This window comes from Mycobacterium sp. 852002-40037_SCH5390672, assembly GCF_001665875.1.
Lineage (GTDB): Bacteria > Actinomycetota > Actinomycetes > Mycobacteriales > Mycobacteriaceae > Mycobacterium.
Genome location: NZ_LZTA01000008.1, coordinates 99269 through 118090, shown reverse-complemented (window position 1 = coordinate 118090; position 18822 = coordinate 99269). Strand labels below are relative to the sequence as shown.

The window sequence follows — 18822 nt, the reverse complement described above, 5'->3', positions numbered from 1 at the left end:
CGAGGTTTGGAGATGTTGTTGGACGTGGTAGTGCTCACCGATGAGGATGATTTCGAATCAGCCCTACCGGAGTTGGCCACGTTCGCGCAGCCGATGCGCCGCGTCACCTTGACGGCCGAGACCGACGGGCATTACGCCGCGGCCGACGTCGCGATCGTGGATGCGCGCAGCAACATGGCGGTGGCCCAGGCTGTCAGCCATCGACTGACGACCGACAACCCCGGCACCGCGGTGGTGGCCCTGGTGGCACCGGCGGATTGCGCGGCGGTCGACGTCGACTGCAACTTCGATGACGTGATGCTGCCCGGTACCGGCGCCGAAGAGTTGCAGGCACGGCTGCGGCTTGCGATCGGCCGCCGGCGCAGCGCGGTCGACGGCACGCTGAAGTTCGGCGACCTTCTTCTGCATCCGGCCAGTTTCACCGCATCGCTGGGCGGCAACGACCTGGGGCTGACGCTCACCGAGTTCAAATTGCTGAATTTCCTTGTGCAGCATGCCGGTCAGGCATTTACCCGAACCCGGCTGATGCAGGAGGCGTGGGGCCACGACAGTACCGGCAAGGTGCGTACCGTCGATGTTCACATTCGACGGCTGCGCGCCAAGCTCGGCACCCGGCACCAATTCATGGTCGACACCGTGCGGGGAGTCGGCTACCGGGCGGCGACACCACCGCAACCCGAATGGGTCGTCGCCGACTCGATGCTGACGCCGATGCGGACCACAACGCCCGCCGCGGATCGGCTGAACCCGGATGCGTGGGAGGCCTAAGTCCCTCGGCCACAACGCCTTTGGTGCTCAGTCAGCCGAACAACGGGAATGCGCGCTTGCGCGCCAGCGCATCCATCCCTTCCTGAATGGCGTCTTGGACCTCATGGTATTTGCGTTCGACGTATTCGTCGTCCTGCGCGCGCTCGGGATCGTTGTCGAGTTCCACCGCGGGCATGAACCGGGTTCTGATCTTGGCCGGCAGGGGCAGCTGCGGAAGCGCCGCCGGCGCGATCCCCCATGGCAACGAGACGGCCACTGGGAACACCTTCAGCCGCAAGATCCGGTCCAAGCGCAGCGCTTTCGACAACCGGTCGCCGCGGATCAGCACCGGCATCGCGTCGGCGCCGCCGACGGTGGCGATGGGCACGATCGGCACGCCGGCACGAATGGCCATCTTGACGAAGCCGGTCCGTCCCGCGAGGTTGGCCTGATCGCGCTCGGTCCACGGGCGTAGCGAGTCCACCTCGCCGCCGGGCCACAGCGCCACGTCACGCCCTTCCGCCAATGCGGTGGCAATCGCGTCCGGGGCGGCCGGCAGCACCCCCATGGACCGGAAATAACGCCCGAACAAGGGAATTGCCATCAATGCGTCATGCGCGGTGCCGTGCAGGGGGCGATCCTGTCCGAATCGCCGCCACCATTGCAGGCCGACGGTCCACGCATCCCACACGAACGGCGCGCCGGAGTGAATCCCCACCAACAGCGCCGGTGGTGACTCGGGAAGGTTCTCCCAGCCGTCGATCTCCATGCGGAACCAATAGTCCACCAGGACGTTCCACAGATACTTCTGACGCTGCAGGGTGATCTCGTCCTGGCCGGAAAGATCCCATCTGGCCGCGCGCTCGGCCACCCAGCCGCTTAGACCGCCACTTTGTTTGCTGCGTCGTTCTTCCATTGCCTCGCGGGCTTGCTCGGCGTGCTGCTGCGCTTGGGCACGTACCTGCGCCGGCCTGTGATCCGGGTTACTCATGAGTAGTCGAGTACCCGGTTCGGGCGCCCACGATTCCCCCGTATGCAAATCTCCCCGCGCCACCTGGCGTGGCGCGGGGAGATTTCACAAGCGGCTTAAGTGTGTGCCGGCGGTGCGGGCGCAGGCGGAGCACCCGGTGCCGGGCTGTTCGGCGCGCCGGGCGCCGAGCCACCCTCCACGTTGGACGTCCAGATCAGAATGTCTTGCGTTCCGTCGTTGTAGACGACGCCGTTCGGGGGTGCCCCGGTCACGTCGAAGTACAGCGTGCCGGTCGACTCATTGCCCGGTGAGATCGGCGCCGGGTTGAGCCCGTTCGGGGTCCCCACCTTGTCGATCACCCGGTAGTTCTGGCCGTTGGGCCCACGGGCGATGAAGTCGTTGACCATCGGGGTGACCAGCCCGCCGTCCGACCTGGCGCTGATGTCGGCCTGGTAGAGCGTCCCCTTGGGCGTGTAGCCGGGAATGGTGACATTACTGGGCTGCAGGTTGCTCACCGTGTAATTGGTGATCAGCGGCCCGTCCACGAGTTGTTCGCTGGTGCCGAACCCCTGAATGTTGGGCGCAGCAGAAGCGGGAGTCGCCGCGAAAATACTTGCCAGCGCTATCCCACCGGCAGTGGCAGCTGTCGCAACGGCAGTCTTGGTGACCTTCACTGTCCATTCCTTTCGTGTCGAACAATTGCCCCCCGGAAGGGCATAGAGATATAAGCAGCAAATAGCCCGCTGGTTTCCGCTCTAAACATCTGCGCCTGCGTATTCGCACATACTGGCCGGTTAACCGCGAAAAGATGTTGCATTCTTGGACAGCGTCTTTGGCATCAGTTCATAACAACTGCATCAACACTCACACCGGGCGGCAGCGATTAGGTCGTGCACTGACGGGTAGGTCGTGCACTGACGGGTAGTCGGTGCGCTGAGGCCTGCACATGGCAATCGTCGTGTCCCGGGCCCCGTGGCAGGGCGGCAATCGAGACAGATCGCGAAGGGGGCGCCGGAGGTGCAACGCGGAAACTCCAAACACAGTTCACGCGAGGACGATGCGCTGAAGGAGGAACTGGAGGGCACGATTCGAGGCAACCGATCCAGTCGTAGCGAGGAATGGCGCGATCCGGAGCCCCCCGCCGACGACGACCCGGATGTTCCTACGGTCGGTCCGGTGCCGCGCGAATCGTAAAGCAGTCCCTGGTTAGTGCCGACGACTCCCCTGGTTGTCCGGATCATGAATCACACACCAATCTTGAATCGGTAAGGAAATCGCATGGGCTTTGTGGCGCAACAACAATCAGTTCCCGGCGTACAGGCGCAGATGGAACCCATTCCCGACTGTGGGGAAAACAGTTACCAGGGTTCGGGAAAATTGCAGGGCAAAAAGGCGATCATCACCGGCGGCGATAGCGGCATCGGGCGGGCTGTCGCGATCGCCTTCGCGCGCGAAGGTGCTGACGTATTGATCGCCTACCTCAATGAGGACGACGACGCGCGTGACGTCGCCCGTTACGTCACCGATGCCGGGCGCAAATGCGTGCTGGTGCCCGGCGATCTCTCAGATGCTGCACACTGCCGCGCCGTCGTGGACCGGGCGGTGCAGGAATTGGGCGGCGTGGACATCCTGGTCAACAACTCCGCCTACCAGATGATGCGCAAGAGCCTCGACGAGATCAGCGACGAGGAGTGGGAGTACACCTTCAGGCTCAACATCGGTGCGTATTTTTACCTCGCGAAGGCTGCGGTGCCGCACATGGGCCCCGGCTCGTCGATTATCGGCAGCTCGTCGGTCAATTCCGACACACCCAATCCCACTCTGGCGCCCTACGCGGCGACGAAGGCGGCCATCGCGAATTTCTCCGCCAGCCTGGCCCAGCTCTTGGGCGACAAAGGAATTCGAGTGAACAGCGTGGCGCCCGGGCCGATCTGGACACCGTTGATCCCGTCGACCATGCCGCCGGACAGCGTGGAATCTTTCGGCGACAACGTACCGCTGGGCCGCGCCGGACAGCCCGCCGAACTCGCGCCGATCTACGTGTTGTTGGCCTCCGATGACGCCAGTTACATCTCCGGGGCGCGGGTGGCCGTGACCGGGGGGCGACCGATTCTCTAGCGAAAGACGTTGCATCGCAGCACTTTCCACGGAAACTCCGACGGACTCGGTTTCCACCCGGTTCGTTGGCCATCGGACTGCGTGTGGCGATGGCCTCCAAGTTGCCGGCCCGGCGGGGCCGCGTGTGGGTGCGACGCGCCGCCGGCTCAGCGGCCCCGGACCCGGCGGTTGTGCTTCTTGATCGCGTCGACCAACTCCGATTTGTTCATGGTGGACCGGCCGGCGATGTCGAGGCGGCGGGCCACGTCGAGCAGGTGCTTTTTGCTGGCGTTGGCGTCGACGCCCTCGGCCGACTGACCGGTTGGCCGCGGGCCACCGCTCTTGGCCCGATCGTCGGATGGGCCCTTCTCGTCTTTGGACTCCCAGTGATCGCCGACCTTTTCGAAACTGTGCTTGACAGCGGAGTAGGCCACCCGGTGGGCGCGCTCCTCGCTGCCGTACTCGTCGGCTGCCGCATCGTGGGTTTTCGCAAACGTACGCTGCGCCTTGGCGCTGGAACGTTGCAAAGTGCTGGGCAATTCGCTCTTTTTGGCAGCGCCGCCTTTTGTCGTCTTCGGCATCGAACCTCCCCGTGTGCCACAAGCGCTTCAGGTAACCGGTCGGTTACCCCGTTGCGGCGCGGACAATCACGGTCTGAACAATGTGCGCATCGGACCGGTAGAAATATGTCAATATCGTTGACATGATTCAGGCCGACGATGCTCCGCTGGGTTACCTGCTCTACCGGGTGGGAGCGGTGCTGCGACCCGAGGTTGCCGCCGTGTTGGGTCCGCTCGGCCTGACCCTGCCCGAATTCGTTTGCCTGCGCATCCTTTCGATGTTCCCGGGAATGTCGAGCGCCGAGTTGTCCCGCCACACCAACGTCACCCCGCAGGCGATGAACACGGTGCTGCGCAAGCTGGAAGAAGTCGGGGCGGTGGCGCGCCCGTCATCGGTGTCCTCGGGACGCGCGCTCCCGGCCAACCTGACCGGCCAGGGCCGCGCCCTGCTCAAGCGCGCCGAAGGAGCGGTCCGCGGCGCCGACGCCCGCATCCTGGGCAAGCTCACCGAAACTCAGCAGCGCGAATTCAAAAGGATGCTCGAGAAACTCGGCTCGGACTAGCGGCGATCGCGAGCGGGTCGGACTACGCGGCGGCGTGGATGCGCGCCCACGGCTGCGCCTCTTCGAGCTCATAGGCCAATTCGAGCAGCAGCGCTTCCTGCCCCATGTCGGCCGACAACATCATGCCCACCGGCATGCCGTGAGCGGACCGGGCCAACGGCAGTGAGATCGCGGGTTCACCGGTGACGTTGTGCAGCGGGGTGAACGAGACCCAATCGATCAGGCGGCTGATCACCTGCTGGTAATCGGTCGGCGCCAGGAATCCGATGCGGGGCGTCTCGTCGGCGAGGGTCGGTGTGAGCACCGCGTCGTAGGTACGGAAGAACTGCGCGGTGCGCCTGCGCGCCCGGCGCAGCCGCACGATCGCCATCGGAAGGCGGTGCAGGTTGCGGCTGGTGTGCCGCAGAAGACCCAGCGTCAGGCTGTCCAACTTGCTGCGATCGAAGGTCTCGCCGAACATGTGGCGCCCTCCGCGTACCTGGGCCAGCGCCAAAAACCCCCAATACATCACGAAGTCGTCGACGAAACTGGCCGCGACAGGAGGCTCGTCGACGTGTTCGACACGGTGGCCCAGCTCCTCGAGCAGGCCGGCGGACTTCAGGGTCAGCTCCCGCACCTGGGGACTGCACTCGCGCTGCACCGAACGGGTCAGCACCGCGATCCGCAGCCGCTGGCGACCGGGCGCGGTAACGTCCCCGACCGGTGCCAGCTTGGGGTTACGCCAGATCCGCTCGGCCTCGCGGTAAAAGGCCGCTGTGTCGCGGACCGAACGGGTCACCACGCCGTTGACGACGACACCGACCGGCATCCGGCGCAGCGTCACGTCCAAGGGCAATCGCCCGCGCGATGGTTTGAGTCCGACCAATCCGTTGCATGCGGCGGGAATCCGGATCGAGCCGCCGCCGTCGTTGGCGTGCGCCATGGGCACCACACCGGCGGCGACGAACGCGCCCGAACCCGACGACGACGCCCCGGCCGTGTATTCGGTGTCCCACGGGTTGCGGACCGGGCCCAGCCGCGGGTGTTCGGCCGCCGCGCTGAACCCGAATTCGGACAACTGCGTCTTGCCCACCGAGGTCAGCCCGGTGGCCAGGTACAGCCGGGTGAACACGCTGTCGGCGACTGCATTCCAGCGCGTCCACGCGTCGGTGCCGTGCATCGTGGGCTGTCCGGCGACGTCGACGTTGTCCTTGATGAATGTCGGGACGCCGCCGAAGTAACCGCTCAAAGGGTCCGCTGCCGCCGCCCGCGCTTGCTCAAAAGCCGCGTACGCCAACCCGTTTAGCAGCGGGTCGACGGCCTCGGTGCGGGCGATTGCGGCCTCGACGACCTCGGCCCTGCCCACCCGGCCGCACCGAAGGGCATCGGCGAGGCCGGTCGCGTCCAGATCGCCAAGGGCATCGTCGCCGAACGCGTGCACGTGTCGCATAGCACTGACGCTAACCCGCGCACCCGCGCCACCGGGAGGTTTCCCGGCTTGTCCGCGGCCCGGACGGGTCGATGCGGGGCGGGTTAGGCCTGGCCCACCTCGAAGCGGACGAACCGCGTCACCGTGACACCGGCGTCGTCGAGCAGCGCCTTGACGGTCTTCTTGCTGTCGGACACCGACGGCTGCTCGAACAGCACCGCGTCCTTGAAGAAGCCAGTCAGCCGGCCCTCGACGATCTTGGGCAGGGCCTGCTCCGGCTTGCCCTCCGCCTTGGCGGTTTCCTCGGCGATACGACGCTCACTGGCCACCACGTCCTCGGGCACGTCGTCGCGGGACAGGTAGCGGGCCTTGAGCGCGGCGATCTGCAGAGCGACGGCGTGTGCGGCGTCTTTATCCGCGGGGGTTCCGCCGCCCGAGTATTCGACCAGCACGCCGACCGCGGGCGGCAGGTCGGCCGCCCGCCGGTGCAGGTAGGTCTCGACGGTGCCGTCGAAGTTCGCGACGCGGCGCAACTCCAACTTCTCGCCAATCTTGGCCGACAGCTCCGCAATTGCCTGCTCGACGGTCTTGTTACCGATGCCGGCGGCCTTGAGCTCGTCGACGTCCTTGGCCTTCGACGACACGGCCGCCGCCACGATCTGGTCGGCCAGCGCCTGGAACTCCGCGTTCTTGGCGACGAAGTCGGTCTCGCTGTTCAGCTCGATCAGCGCGCCGCCCTGCGCCGCGACCAAACCTTCGGCCGTCGCACGCTCGGCGCGCTTGCCGACGTCTTTGGCGCCCTTGATCCGCAGCGCCTCGACGGCCTTGTCGAAATCGCCGCCGTTTTCGGCCAGCGCGTTCTTGCAGTCGAGCATGCCGGCGCCGGTGAGTTCCCGAAGCCGCTTGACGTCGGCAGCGGTGAAGTTCGCCATATCAGCCTTCCTATGAGGGGTCAGTGGTTGGTTCGGGGGTGCCCGCAGCGGCGTCGGTGGGGGCGGTGGCGGTAGCGGAGGCCAGCAGCTCCTGCTCCCATTCGGCGAGCGGCTCGGCGGCCTCGGCCTCGGGCTTGCCGTCGCCACGGCCGACGCCGGCGCGGGCCTGCAGGCCCTCGGCGACGGCGGAGGCGATCACCTTGGTCAGCAACGCGGCCGAACGGATAGCGTCGTCGTTGCCGGGGATCGGGTAGTCGACCTCGTCGGGGTCGCAGTTGGTGTCCAGGATCGCGATGATCGGGATGTTCAGCTTGCGAGCCTCCGCGACCGCGAGGTGCTCCTTATTGGTGTCGACGACCCAGATGGCCGACGGCACCTTGGCCATGTCGCGGATACCGCCGAGGCTGCGCTCCAGCTTGTTCTTCTCGCGGGTCAGCATCAAGATTTCCTTCTTGGTGCGGCCCTCGAATCCGCCGGTCTGCTCCATCGCCTCGAGTTCCTTGAGGCGCTGCAGCCGCTTGTGCACGGTGGAGAAGTTGGTCAGCATGCCGCCCAGCCAGCGCTGGTTCACGTACGGCATTCCGACGCGGGTCGCCTCGGCGGCAACCGATTCCTGCGCTTGCTTCTTGGTGCCGACGAACAGCACACTGCCGCCGTGGGCGACGGTCTCTTTGACGAATTCGTACGCCTGGTCGATGAAGGTCAGCGTCTGCTGCAGGTCGATGATGTAGATGCCGTTGCGGTCGGTGAAGATGAACCGCTTCATCTTGGGATTCCAGCGACGGGTCTGATGCCCGAAGTGGGTGCCGCTGTCCAGCAGCTGCTTCATGGTTACGACGGCCATGGTTGTGCCTTACTTGTGTCGGTTGTCGCCTGGCATCGGGTGAGGCCGGGCCCTGGCGGCTGCTGCGATGCCGGACCCAGCCGGAAAACCCGGTCGGGACCGCCCGGCATGCGATTGCGTTCTCCTAGTGGAACCAGAGACGCGATGCAGACGCGCGAAGTCAGCCCGCGAACGAGCTGCGACCAGCAGTTTACACCGACTCAGCAGGTGGTTTTGCCACGCTTCCCCAACCGGGCCGCTGGTCCACAAGACCGGCGACGCCGGGTGGCCCGGGCGGCGGCGCCGCGTTGAACTGGCTGGATGCGGTGGAGAGCGCTGCTGTTATGTGCGGGCCTGGTCAGCGCGGTGCCGGCGGTTGCCGCCGAAGACCGCCTGGAGTGGCCGTTGCGCCCACCGCCGGCCGTCGCCCGGGGGTTCGACGCCCCGGCCCAAGACTGGCATCCCGGTCACCGGGGCGTGGACCTGGCCGGTGGCGCCGGTCAGCCGGTGTACGCCGCGGGGGCCGCGACGGTGGTGTTCGCCGGGCTGCTGGCCGGACGGCCGGTGGTGTCGCTGGCCCATCCCGGTGGATTGCACACCAGTTACGAACCGGTCCGGGCGGCGGTGCGGGTCGGCCAGCAGGTGACGGCCGCGACCGTGATCGGCGAGTTGGCGGCCGGGCACGCCGGCTGCCCGGTCGCGGCATGTCTGCATTGGGGGGCGATGTGGGGGCCGGCGTCGGGCGCCCGCTATGTCGATCCGCTGGGCCTGCTGAAGTCCACGCCGATCCGGCTCAAACCGCTGAATCGCTGAGCGCGCCGCGCGTCACGCTCGGGGATGGGCCTGATCGTGCACCGCGCGCAATCGGGACACCGCGACGTGGGTGTAGAGCTGGGTGGTCGCCAGGCTCGTATGGCCGAGCAACTCCTGGACAACGCGCAGGTCAGCCCCGCCTTCGAGCAGGTGCGTGGCCGCGCTGTGCCGCAGGCCGTGCGGCCCCATGTCCGGCGCGCCGTCCACCGCGCCGACGGTCTGGTGCACCACCGTGCGCGCCTGGCGAACGTCCAGCCGGCGCCCCCGCGCGCCCAGCAGCAGCGCCGGGCCCGACTCCGCGCTGACCAGGGCGGGGCGCCCCTCGGTCAGCCACGCGTCGAGCGCCTCGCCGGCGGGCCTGCCGAACGGCACGCTGCGCTGCTTGTCACCCTTGCCGAGCACGCGCAGCAGCCGATGGTGGGTGTCGACGTCGTCGACGTCCAGGCCGCACAGCTCGCTGACCCGGATCCCGGTGGCGTACAGCATCTCGACGATCAGCCGGTCGCGCAAAGCCATCGGATCACCTTGCTGCGCACCGGCTTTGGCGGCGGCCATGGCGTCGGCTGCTTGATCCTGGCGCAGCACCGCGGGCAGGTTGCGGTGCGCCTTGGGGACCTGCAGCCGGGCGGCCGGATCCACCGTCAGCAGGCCGCGCCGCACGGCCCACGCGGTGAAGGCCTTCACCGCCGAGGTGCGCCGGGCGAGCGTCGTGCGGGCGACACCGGCCGCGGCCGCGGCGGACAACCAGGAGCGCAGCAGGGGCAGGCTCAGCCCGTCCAGATCGGCGCCGCGGTCGCCGATGAAGGCGAGCAGCGAGCGCAGGTCGCCGAGATAGGCGCGACGGGTGTGCGCCGAGCGGCCGCATTGCAAATCCAGGTACTCGTCGAACTCGTCGAGAATCGCCTGCACTCCCCCACGGTCGCAGCCCCGGCCCGCCGCTGGTTAGTCGACGCGCCGAAGCGTGTCCGGGGTGAGATCTTTGCGCGTCGGATAGCCGTCGACGGCCATGACGAGGTCCGCTTCGGCCAGGATCGAGCGCAGCACGTGCACGATGCCGTCGACGCCGCCGAGCGCCAGGCCGTAGGCGTATGGCCGGCCGATGCCCACGGCCGCGGCGCCCAATGCCAGGGCCTTGACGACGTCGGCGCCGCTGCGGATCCCCGAATCGAAGAGCACCGGCAACCCGTCGGCCGCCTCGACGACCCCCGGCAGGCAGGCGAGGGCGGGCAGGCCCCCGTTGGCCTGGCGCCCGCCGTGGGTGGAGCAGTAGATGCCGTCGACGCCGCCGTCCCTGGCGCGCCGCGCGTCGTCGGGGTGGCAGATGCCCTTGACGATGAGCGGCAGGTCGGTCAGCGACCGCAGCCAGCCGAGGTCGTCCCACGTCAAGGGATTTCCGAAGGTCTGAATCCACTGCAGCACAGTGCCTTGCGGATCCTCCTCGGGCGGGCGCCGCAGGCTGGCGCGGAAGACCGGATCGCTGGTGTAGTTGCTCAGGCAAAGCCCCCGCAACTGGGGGAAATTGGCCGTGGTGAGGTCGCGCGGGCGCCACCCCGGAACCCAGGTGTCCAGGGTGACGATGATGCCCTTGAAGCCGGCCGCTTCGGCCCGCTGCACCAGGCTGGCGGCCAGCTCACGATCCTTCGGCGTGTACAGCTGGAAGAAGCCGGGGGTGTCACCGAACTGCGCGGCGACGTCTTCCATCGGATCGGCGGTCAGGGTGGAAACGACCATCGGGACACCGGTGCGGGCGGCCGCGTGTGCCGTGGCCAGGTCGCCGTGGCCGTCTTGCGCGCAGATACCGATGACACCGATCGGCGCCATGAACACCGGCGACGGCAAGGTCAGGCCGAACATCTGAACCGACAGGTCGCGATCGGCGGCGCCGACGAACATGCGTGGCATCAGGCCCCAGCGATCGAACGCCTCCCGGTTGGCCCGCTGCGTGCGTTCGTCGCCGGCGCCACCGCTGACGTAGGACCACACCGACGGTGACATGGCCTTCTCGGCCCGGGCCTCCAATTCCGCGAAGACCATCGGCAGCGCGGGTGCCACCCCGCCCAGGCCCTGGAAGTAAATCTCGTTCTGGTAGTCGCCGAATGCCATGCGGTAGAGGATGCCAGCTCGGCGCTGGAGGCTGACGAGCCCCTACGAGGCCCCGGATTCCGCCTGCGCCAGTTCCTTCTTCCATTGCCGGAACGTCTCTTCGGTGCGGCCGCGGCGCCAGTACCCCGAGATCGACGCCCATTTGGCGTCCACGCCACGCTCTTTGCGGATGTAGGGCCGCAGATTGTGCATGACGGCCTGGGCCTCGCCGTGGATGAAGACGTGCACCTGTCCCGGCGGCCACGGGGCGCTGGTGACAGCTTCGATCAGCGGCGCGTGATCGCCGGCGCGGTCCTCCGGAACCAAGTCGGCACGCCCGCCGCGGTAGACCCAATGCACCTCGACGCCGTCCGGTGCGGTCAACGGGATCTCGTCCTCTTGGCCCGCGACCTCGATGAACGCCTTGCCGACTGCGCTGGGCGGCAACGCCTCCAGCGCAGCGGCGATGGCCGGCAGCGCCGATTCGTCGCCGGCCAGCAGGTGCCAGTCGGCGGCCGGGTCCGGTGTGTACGCGCCGCCGGGGCCCATCAGGTAGATGGGCTGGCCCGGCTGGGCCGTGGACGCCCATTGGCCCGCCATGCCGTGCTCGCCGTGCACGACGATGTCCAGCGTGATTTGGCGCTTCTCGACCTCGACCCGGCGGACGGTGAGGGTCCGCACCGAAGGTTTCTTCTCCGGGGGCAGGTCGGCGAAGCTGTCGAGGGTCAGCGGCTCGGGCAAGCCGGCCACGTCCACGTCGTCGGCGACGAACACCAGCTTGACGTAGGAGTCGGTGAACTTGCTGGGCACGAAAGCGTCAAAATCCTTGCTCCCGAGCACTATCCGCACCATGTGCGGTGTGAGTTGTTCGGTACCGACAACTTCGAAGCATTGCAGTGGTCGACCTGCCACTTGTCCTCCTATTCAAACCCCGACCCCCGGTCGACTATACGAGTCGCGTCGTTGATGCAGCTTGGCCTGCGGACGCCCGGACGATTCGCCACCGCCCGTCCTGGCGCTGCACCAACCCGGCCAGCTCGAGCATCGCCAGCGGTCCCAGCACCAACTCGGGCACCATTCCCGAAGCGACCGCGATCTCGTCGACGGTGGCGGCGCCCCGGCCCGGCAATGCCTCGTAGACCCGGCCCTCGGCGTCGCTGAGGCCGTCGAGTGGCGTCGCCGGGTGCGGCTCGTCGGCCGCCAGTTCGCCGATGTGGCCGATGAGCTCGACGACGTGGTCGGCCCGGGTGACCAGCTCGGCGCCGTTGCGCAGCAGCGCATGGCAGCCCGCCGACGCCGAGGACGTGACGGGTCCGGGCACCGCGGCCACCACTCGCCCCAACGCCCGCGCCCAGGCCGCGGTGTTGGCCGCGCCGCTGCGCAGCCCGGCCTCCACCACCACAGCGGCGCCCACCACGGCGGCCACCAGACGATTGCGGGTCAGGAAGCGGTAGCGGGCCGGGCGGATACCGGGCGCGTATTCGCTGAACAGCAGCCCATGCTGGCCGATGCGGTGCAGCAGCGCCGTGTGACCGCTCGGGTAGGGAACGTCGAGCCCGCCGGCCAGCACGGCCACGGTGATGCCGTCACAGTCCAGCGCGGCGCGGTGCGCCGCGCCATCGATGCCGTAGGCGCCGCCCGAAACGACGGCCACGTCGCGCTGCGCCAACCCGGCGGCCAATTCGCCGGCGACGTGCTCGCCGTAGGTGGTCGAAGCGCGCGTCCCGACCACGGCGGCCGCCCGGTGCGCCACCTCGTCGAGCCGGACCGGTCCCAGCGCCCACAACACCGTCGGCGCAACTATCGGCGCGCCGCCTGATCGCGGTGCGGCACCGCGGAATGCGGTGAACGCGAGCACCGGCCACTCGTCGTCGTCGGGGGTGATCAACCGCCCGCCGCGCCGGGCGAGCATCTCGAGATCCGCCGTGCTGCGGTCGATTTCGCGTCGGACCGCGGTGCGGCGGGCCAGGTGATCGTCGACCAGTCCACGCCGGACCCGTTCGGCCGCCTCCACCGGCCCGACGCGCTGCACCAGGGCGGCGAGTTCGGCGCAGGGCGGCTCGGCCACCCGGGACAAATAGGCCCAGGCGCGCTTCGCGGGGTCGTCGAGCGCCGTCGTCATCGGTTCGCCACCCGCTCCAAGGATCCGCCAAGAATCCCTTGAGCCCCGCGCGCGAACGTGGTGTTGTCAGCCGCCCGTCGCCGCACGCCGGCCCGCAACGAACGGAACGACCCATGATCCTCGACCTGCCGATGGTGTACCGCGTGTCCGAGCATCCGAAAAACCCCTGGGCCGTCGCGGCGTTCGCGCTCAGCCTGGTCAGCTGGATCGGTTTTCCCATCCCCATCATCAGCTTTGGTCTTGCCTGCATCGCGTTGCGCGAGATGGACCAGCGGGGTGAAAGCGGCCGTGCGATGGCCCAATTCGCCCGCGCGTTCGCGATTCTGGTGACTGTCGCGATAGCGCTGCGGGGTGGGCACACCGATTGGCTGACGATGGCACGCTGGTAACGCGCCCGGCCGGTTGGTTGTCGCGGCGCTCATCGTTGCGCCCCGGGTTGGCGGAAGCTGAGTGCGGCAGCGACTTCGTCGGTCCCGGGTGTGGTGCGGCCCGCCAGGTCGGCCAGGCTCCAGGCGACCCGCAACGTGCGGTCGAGGCCACGGATACTGAGCAGCCCGCGGTCCAGTGCCCTTTGCAGCGGCTCCATCGCCGCGTTGCTGGGACGGAATTTTCGGCGCAGCAGCGTCCCGCTGACCTCGCCATTGGTACGGAATCCGTGGGGTAGCCAGCGCTCGGCGGCGGCCGCGCGGGCCCGGGCCACCCGGTGGCGAACCTGGGCCGTCGATTCGCCGTCTCCACCCGCGAACGCCCCGGCCTTCACCTGATGCATCTGCACGCGAAGGTCCACCCGATCCAGCAGCGGCCCCGACAGCTTGCCCAGGTAGCGGCGTTTGGCCGCCGCCGCGCAGATGCAGTCCTGCGGGTCGGCCGGGGCGCATGGGCACAGGTTGGCGGCCAGCACCAGCTGGAATCGGGCGGGATAACACGCCACCCCATCGCGGCGGGCCAGGCGAATCTCGCCGTCCTCCAACGGTGTTCGCAGGGCTTCCAGCGCGCTGACCCGGATCTCGGCGCATTCGTCGAGGAAGAGCACCCCGCGATGCGCTCGACTGACCGCGCCCGGGCGCGCCATCCCGGACCCTCCGCCGACGAGCGCGGCCACGCTGGAACTGTGATGTGGCGCGACGAACGGCGGTCGGGTGATCAGCGGTGTGTTGCCCGACAGCAACCCGGCCACCGAGTGAATCGCGGTGACTTCCAGGGATTCGGCATCCGTCAATGGCGGCAACAACCCCGGAAGACGTTGGGCGAGCATCGTTTTGCCTACTCCCGGCGGGCCGGTGAGCATGAGGTGGTGCGCCCCGGCGGCGGCCACCTCCACCGCGAACCGCGCCTGCGTCTGCCCGACCACGTCGACCAGATCCGCCGTGGGCTCCCCGTCCGTGGGTTCCGCTTCGATCCTGCTGTCCAGGACGCCGCTGCCGCTGAGCCACTTCTGCAGCTGCCCCAAGGTGCGCACGCCCCACACGTCGATGCCGTCGACCAGGCTGGCCTCGGCCAGGTTGTCCACCGGCACCACCACGGCCGGCCAGCCGTCGCGTTTGGCGGCCAGCACGGCGGGCAGCACCCCGCGCACCGGCCGCACGCGGCCGTCCAGTGACAGCTCGCCCAGCAGCACCGTTTTCTCCAGCCGGTCCCAGGGGTTCTTGCGCTGCGCCGACAGCACCGAGGCGGCCAGGGCGATGTCGTAGACGGAGCCCATTTTGGGGAGCGTCGCCGGCGACAGCGCCAGGGTGAGCCGCGCCATCGGCCAGCTGTTGCCGCAGTTGGTGACCGCCGCCCGGACCCGGTCGCGTGACTCCTGCAGCGCGGCGTCGGGCAGGCCCACCAGGTGCACGCCCGGCAGGCCGGAGGTGATGTCGGCTTCGATCTCCACGATCTGTCCGTCCACGCCGCGCACCGCGACGGAGAACGCGCGTCCCAGCGCCATCAGGCGATCCCTTGCAGGTGGGTGATCTCGGGGGTGCGGCGGCGCCCGATCCGCACGCCGATCACGTCTATCCGGATGGCCGCCCAGTGCTGGTCCTGACCGGCCAGCCACAGCCCGGCAAGCCTGCGCAACCGCCGAACCTTGGGCGGGGTGACGGCATGTGCCAGTCCCCCGTAACCGTCGCCGGTGCGGGTCTTCACCTCGACGAACACCACCGTCGAAGTGGCGTCGTCGCGGGCGATGATGTCGAGTTCGCCGTAGCGGCAGCGCCAGTTGCGGTGCAGGATCCGCAATCCCATCCGCGTCAGATGATCCACGGCGAGCGCCTCACCCATCGCCCCCAGTTGGATCCGGGTCATCGTCGTTTCGGTTGTCATGCGGGTCACGGTGCCCGGTGGCCCCGACGGGACGGGCCCTCGCCGCGACCCGCGGCCACCCGCAACGGCCGGTTATCCCCAGTGCGACGCCCATCCACAGCCGGTGGGGTGACACGGGGGTGCGGCTAGGTGATCCGGTCCGCCCTGGTGTAGATGTTCATCGAGTCCTCCCGCAGAAACGCCACCAGCGTGATGCCGGCCTCCTCGGCCAGCGAGACCGCCAGCGACGACGGCGCGGACACGGCCGCCAGCACCGGAATCCCGGCCATCACGGCCTTCTGCGTCAACTCGAACGATGCGCGCCCGCTGACCAGCAACACCGAGGCCTGCAGCGGTACCCGCTGGTGTTCGGTCGCCCAGCCGATCACCTTGTCGACCGCGTTGTGTCTGCCGACGTCTTCGCGGACCACCAGCATGGCGCCGTCCACCTCGAACAGCGCCGCGGCGTGCAGACCCCCGGTGCTGTCGAAAACCTTTTGTGCGGAACGTAATTGGTTGGGCATCGCCTTGAGGGTGGCCGCCGCGACGGTCGCGTGATCGGTGCCGGGGGAAAATCGGCTACTCAGCCGCACCGCGTCCAGCGACGCCTTGCCGCAGACCCCGCACGACGAGGTGGTGTAGAAGTTGCGGGTGACATCGAGGTCGGGTTTTTCCACCCCGGCGGCCAGCGTCACGTCCAGGACGTTGTAGGTGTTCGCACCCACATCGTCGCGCCCGGCGCAATACCGGATGCTGTGCACGTCGTCGCGGCCCGCGATGACGCCTTCGGTGAGCAGAAAGCCTTGGGCGAGTTCAATATCGGATCCCGGCGTGCGCATCGTCACGGTGACCGCCGCGCCGTCGACACGGATCTCCAACGGTTCCTCGACGACCAGGGTTTCGGGGCGGGTGATCGCTTTCTCGGCGGTCAGATGCGTTACCCGCCGGCGCGAAGTTACGTGCCCCACTAGGCGATTTCACCGCCGGCGGCTGCGTCGCGAGAAGCGGCGGAACGCTGAAGACCCATTGGATCAAACTACCCCGGCCGGCGACCGGCCGCCGCAAACCGGAAGCGCGAACAGCGCTCTCACACTCCCGACGCCAGCGCTTCCAACGTCTCTGCCGAGGAGTGCAGCGGGCGCCAGCCCAGTTGGGTCTTGGCCTTGGTGGTGTCCATCACCATCGACGTCCGCGCGGTGTGCAGCCATTCCAGCATGGACGGCACCCGCGGCACCCGCGAGATCGCCGCAGAGGCTGCCGTGGCGGCGACGGCGGGAACCCGCACCGGGCGGCCGCCCAGCGCCCTGGCCACGTCGGCTACCGCCACGACCCCGTCGCCTGCGATGTTGTACACCCCCGGCGGCGCCGGGGCGGTGGCCGCCAGCGCGATCGCCGTCGCGACGTCGTCGTGGTGGACCAGTTGCAGCGGGTAACCCGGATCCGGCACCACCGGCTTCAAAATCGGGACGGCCTTGACCACCGCACGCATCGGGCCGGGCAGTTGATTCCACGGCATGGCGTCGGCCAGGGCGGTGGCTTTGGGTCCCGCCACGACACACGGCCGCAGCACGAACACCTCGAGCGGCGAATCCCTGGTGATGTCGGCGAGCAGCGCCTCGCAAGCCGCCTTCTGCTCGGAATAGTAGTGCTCGGCGGACCCCCGGGCGGCCACGTCCTCGGTCAGCGGGACGGGGTTGTCGGAGTGGTAGCCGTACGCCGCCACCGACGACGTGTACACCAGCCGCCGGGGCCGCTCGGCGGCCACCGTCGCCTCGAACAGATTGCGGGTGCCTTCAAGGTTCACCCGGGCGCTCTCATCGCGCGAACCCATGATGATGAAGGCCAGATGGATCACCACGTCGGCCTGCGCGACCAGGGCGTCGACGGCCTCGCGGTCCAGGATGTCGCCTTGCTGATAGGTGGTCTTGAGCCACCCTCGTGACGACGGGTCAAACGGGCGGCGGGCCATCCCGATGATCGCGTCGACAGCGGGCTCGCGTTCCAGCGCCGTCACCGCGGAGATGCCGATCTCCCCGGTTGGTCCGGTCACCGCGACGGTCACTCCCATTCAGAACGTCCTTCCCTGCACGCGGTCGGCCGAAACCCCGCGTGCAAACGTCACCGGCCGCCCGGCGCGCGCATTCGGCGCATGATGGAACCATCTTTCCGATGTCTCGCGATTCGCGAGAGGTTGGACGTGCGCGTACTCCGCATCGTCAGCGGGTCGACGGTGACCGGCAAGATGCCCTGATTGGCCGCAACCAGACCAAACAGCGTGTAAGGCTGGTCTCGGCGACCCATAATTTACGGCGATCCGAAGCCGATCGCACCGCCGCAGGGAACGAGGCAACAGCATGGCGTACGAATCGAAGACCGGCGGGGAGAAGGCCGACCCCGCGACGGTGTTCGCCGCGCTGGCCGAGATCATCTATCAGGGCTCGGATGCCAACGAGATGTATGCCGCCATCTGCGTGGCCGCCACCCTGACCGTCCGCGGCTGTGACCACGCCAGCCTGTTGGTACGCGAGAACGACAGATATGTCACGGTCGGTGCCAGTGATCGGTTGGCGCTGGCAATCGACGACCTCGAGCGGCGTGCCGGCGACGGCCCGTGCATCGATGCCATCGAGGAAGAGACGCCCCAGATCGACACGGACCTGACGACGCCGTCGCTGTGGCCCAAGCTGGCGGAGGTTCTGGTCGCAGAGACTCCGGTGCGGGGCGCGATGGGGTTTCGGCTTCTGGTCGACAAACGCAAAGGGGCCGCGCTCAATCTGTTCAGCGACACCCCGAACATGTTCGACTCCGAGTCCGCCGGGCGGGCGGCGGTGCTGGCCGCGTTCGCCAGTGTCGCCATCAACGCGGTCAACAAGGGCGAAGATTCCGCAAGCCTGCGACGCGGGCTGCTCAGCAACCGCGAGATCGGCAAGGCCGTCGGCATGCTGATGCTGCTGCACGAAATGAGCGAGGACGACGCGTTCGACCTGCTGCGCCGCCACTCCCAGGCGCTGAACATCAAGCTGGCCGACGTTGCGCGGGAGGTCATCGAGCAGCGCGGCCAGTTACCCGCGCCCGGCGAAAACCAGCTTCCGCCGAATACCTAGCGGTGGCTATTCGGGAAGCCGCAGCTCCGGCTTCTCGACCTCTTCGATGTTGACGTCCTTGAAGGTGACCACCCGGACTTGCTTGACGAAGCGCGCCGGCCGGTACATGTCCCACACCCAGGCGTCGGACAGCCGCAGCTCGAAGTAGACCTCGCCGTCGGCGTTGCGCGGCGTCATCTCCACGCTGTTGGCCAGGTAGAAGCGCCGTTCGGTCTCCACGACGTAGCTGAATTGGCCGACGATGTCCTTGTATTCGCGGTACAGCGAGAGCTCCATCTCGGTTTCATACTTTTCGAGATCTTCTGCACTCATCTG

General features: G+C 68.1%; 20 protein-coding genes and 1 pseudogene. 6 read left to right on the top strand and 15 right to left on the bottom strand.

The window, feature by feature from the left end; translation table 11 throughout:
- The first annotated feature begins 12 nt into the window (after positions 1–12).
- Positions 13–768, top strand: coding sequence for a response regulator transcription factor (locus tag A5782_RS02500; protein ID WP_067094621.1), 756 nt, complete (start codon positions 13–15; stop codon positions 766–768).
- A gap of 31 nt (positions 769–799) precedes the next feature.
- Here A5782_RS02500 and A5782_RS02495 read toward each other — a convergent pair whose 3' ends face one another.
- Both A5782_RS02495 and A5782_RS02490 read right to left on the bottom strand, forming a co-directional pair.
- Positions 800–1738, bottom strand: a complete 939-nt coding sequence (locus A5782_RS02495) for a lysophospholipid acyltransferase family protein (protein WP_067094618.1) — start codon at positions 1736–1738, stop codon at positions 800–802.
- Positions 1739–1833: 95 nt separating this feature from the next.
- Positions 1834–2391: an MPT63 family protein gene (locus tag A5782_RS02490; RefSeq protein ID WP_067094615.1), complete on the bottom strand. Its 558-nt coding sequence runs from the start codon at positions 2389–2391 to the stop codon at positions 1834–1836.
- A 604-nt stretch (positions 2392–2995) separates the two neighbouring features.
- Between A5782_RS02490 and A5782_RS02485 the strand changes: the two genes are divergently transcribed.
- A complete protein-coding gene (locus A5782_RS02485) occupies positions 2996–3835 on the top strand; it encodes an SDR family oxidoreductase (protein WP_067094612.1) in 840 nt (279 codons plus the stop codon).
- Positions 3836–3981: 146 nt separating this feature from the next.
- Here the strand turns inward: A5782_RS02485 and A5782_RS02480 are convergent, their stop codons facing one another.
- A complete protein-coding gene (locus A5782_RS02480) occupies positions 3982–4395 on the bottom strand; it encodes a ChaB family protein (RefSeq protein WP_067094609.1) in 414 nt (137 codons plus the stop codon).
- A gap of 122 nt (positions 4396–4517) precedes the next feature.
- On the opposite strand from A5782_RS02480, the gene A5782_RS02475 reads away from it, so the two are divergent.
- Positions 4518–4937 (top strand): MarR family winged helix-turn-helix transcriptional regulator, encoded by a 420-nt coding sequence (locus A5782_RS02475; protein WP_067094608.1) that lies wholly within the window; start codon positions 4518–4520, stop codon positions 4935–4937.
- 22 nt (positions 4938–4959) lie between these two features.
- Here the strand turns inward: A5782_RS02475 and A5782_RS02470 are convergent, their stop codons facing one another.
- The 3 genes from A5782_RS02470 to rpsB all read right to left on the bottom strand — a co-directional run bounded on the left by A5782_RS02470 (position 4960) and on the right by rpsB (position 8121).
- Positions 4960–6366, bottom strand: a complete 1407-nt coding sequence (locus A5782_RS02470) for an amidase (protein ID WP_067094607.1) — start codon at positions 6364–6366, stop codon at positions 4960–4962.
- Positions 6367–6449: 83 nt separating this feature from the next.
- A complete protein-coding gene (tsf, locus tag A5782_RS02465) occupies positions 6450–7277 on the bottom strand; it encodes a translation elongation factor Ts (RefSeq protein WP_067094605.1) in 828 nt (275 codons plus the stop codon).
- Between the two features lie 10 nt (positions 7278–7287).
- Positions 7288–8121 (bottom strand): 30S ribosomal protein S2, encoded by an 834-nt coding sequence (gene rpsB, locus A5782_RS02460; protein ID WP_067094602.1) that lies wholly within the window; start codon positions 8119–8121, stop codon positions 7288–7290.
- 315 nt (positions 8122–8436) lie between these two features.
- Between rpsB and A5782_RS02455 the strand changes: the two are divergent.
- A pseudogene (locus tag A5782_RS02455) lies at positions 8437–8907 on the top strand (M23 family metallopeptidase); the annotation flags it as partial.
- Positions 8908–8925: 18 nt separating this feature from the next.
- Here the strand turns inward: A5782_RS02455 and A5782_RS02450 are convergent.
- Genes A5782_RS02450 through dprA form a run of 4 tightly spaced genes read right to left on the bottom strand, consistent with a single transcriptional unit; the run spans position 8926 to position 13117 of the window.
- Positions 8926–9822, bottom strand: a complete 897-nt coding sequence (locus tag A5782_RS02450; protein WP_067094594.1) for a tyrosine recombinase XerC — start codon at positions 9820–9822, stop codon at positions 8926–8928.
- 33 nt (positions 9823–9855) lie between these two features.
- A complete protein-coding gene (locus tag A5782_RS02445) occupies positions 9856–11016 on the bottom strand; it encodes an alpha-hydroxy-acid oxidizing protein (protein ID WP_067094591.1) in 1161 nt (386 codons plus the stop codon).
- Between the two features lie 42 nt (positions 11017–11058).
- A complete protein-coding gene (locus A5782_RS02440; protein WP_067094588.1) occupies positions 11059–11907 on the bottom strand; it encodes a siderophore-interacting protein in 849 nt (282 codons plus the stop codon).
- A 34-nt stretch (positions 11908–11941) separates the two neighbouring features.
- Positions 11942–13117, bottom strand: coding sequence for a DNA-processing protein DprA (dprA, locus tag A5782_RS02435; protein ID WP_067094585.1), 1176 nt, complete (start codon positions 13115–13117; stop codon positions 11942–11944).
- Between the two features lie 113 nt (positions 13118–13230).
- Here dprA and A5782_RS02430 point away from each other — a divergent pair, with 113 nt between their 5' ends.
- Entirely contained in the window at positions 13231–13506 is a 276-nt protein-coding gene (locus A5782_RS02430; RefSeq protein ID WP_067094581.1) for a DUF4190 domain-containing protein, read from the top strand.
- A gap of 29 nt (positions 13507–13535) precedes the next feature.
- Here the strand turns inward: A5782_RS02430 and A5782_RS02425 are convergent, their stop codons facing one another.
- From A5782_RS02425 to A5782_RS02410, 4 genes are all read right to left on the bottom strand, one after another.
- Entirely contained in the window at positions 13536–15047 is a 1512-nt protein-coding gene (locus A5782_RS02425; protein ID WP_067094578.1) for a YifB family Mg chelatase-like AAA ATPase, read from the bottom strand.
- Positions 15047–15424 carry a YraN family protein gene (locus A5782_RS02420; RefSeq protein ID WP_067094573.1) on the bottom strand — a complete coding sequence of 126 codons (378 nt, stop codon included), beginning with the start codon at positions 15422–15424 and terminating at the stop codon, positions 15047–15049. Before A5782_RS02420 ends, A5782_RS02425 begins: the two co-directional genes overlap by 1 nt.
- A 125-nt stretch (positions 15425–15549) precedes the next feature.
- Positions 15550–16371 carry a formate dehydrogenase accessory sulfurtransferase FdhD gene (fdhD, locus tag A5782_RS02415; protein ID WP_067094570.1) on the bottom strand — a complete coding sequence of 274 codons (822 nt, stop codon included), beginning with the start codon at positions 16369–16371 and terminating at the stop codon, positions 15550–15552.
- A gap of 119 nt (positions 16372–16490) precedes the next feature.
- On the bottom strand, positions 16491–17471 hold the full coding sequence (locus A5782_RS02410; protein ID WP_067094567.1) for an NAD-dependent epimerase/dehydratase family protein: 981 nt from the start codon (positions 17469–17471) through the stop codon (positions 16491–16493).
- Positions 17472–17757: 286 nt separating this feature from the next.
- Between A5782_RS02410 and A5782_RS02400 the strand changes: the two genes are divergently transcribed.
- Complete coding sequence (locus tag A5782_RS02400) at positions 17758–18507, top strand: GAF and ANTAR domain-containing protein (RefSeq protein WP_067094560.1); 750 nt, start codon at positions 17758–17760, stop codon at positions 18505–18507.
- 6 nt (positions 18508–18513) lie between these two features.
- Here the strand turns inward: A5782_RS02400 and A5782_RS02395 are convergent, their stop codons facing one another.
- Positions 18514–18819 (bottom strand): DUF2469 domain-containing protein, encoded by a 306-nt coding sequence (locus tag A5782_RS02395; protein WP_003875077.1) that lies wholly within the window; start codon positions 18817–18819, stop codon positions 18514–18516.
- Positions 18820–18822: the final 3 nt, after the last annotated feature.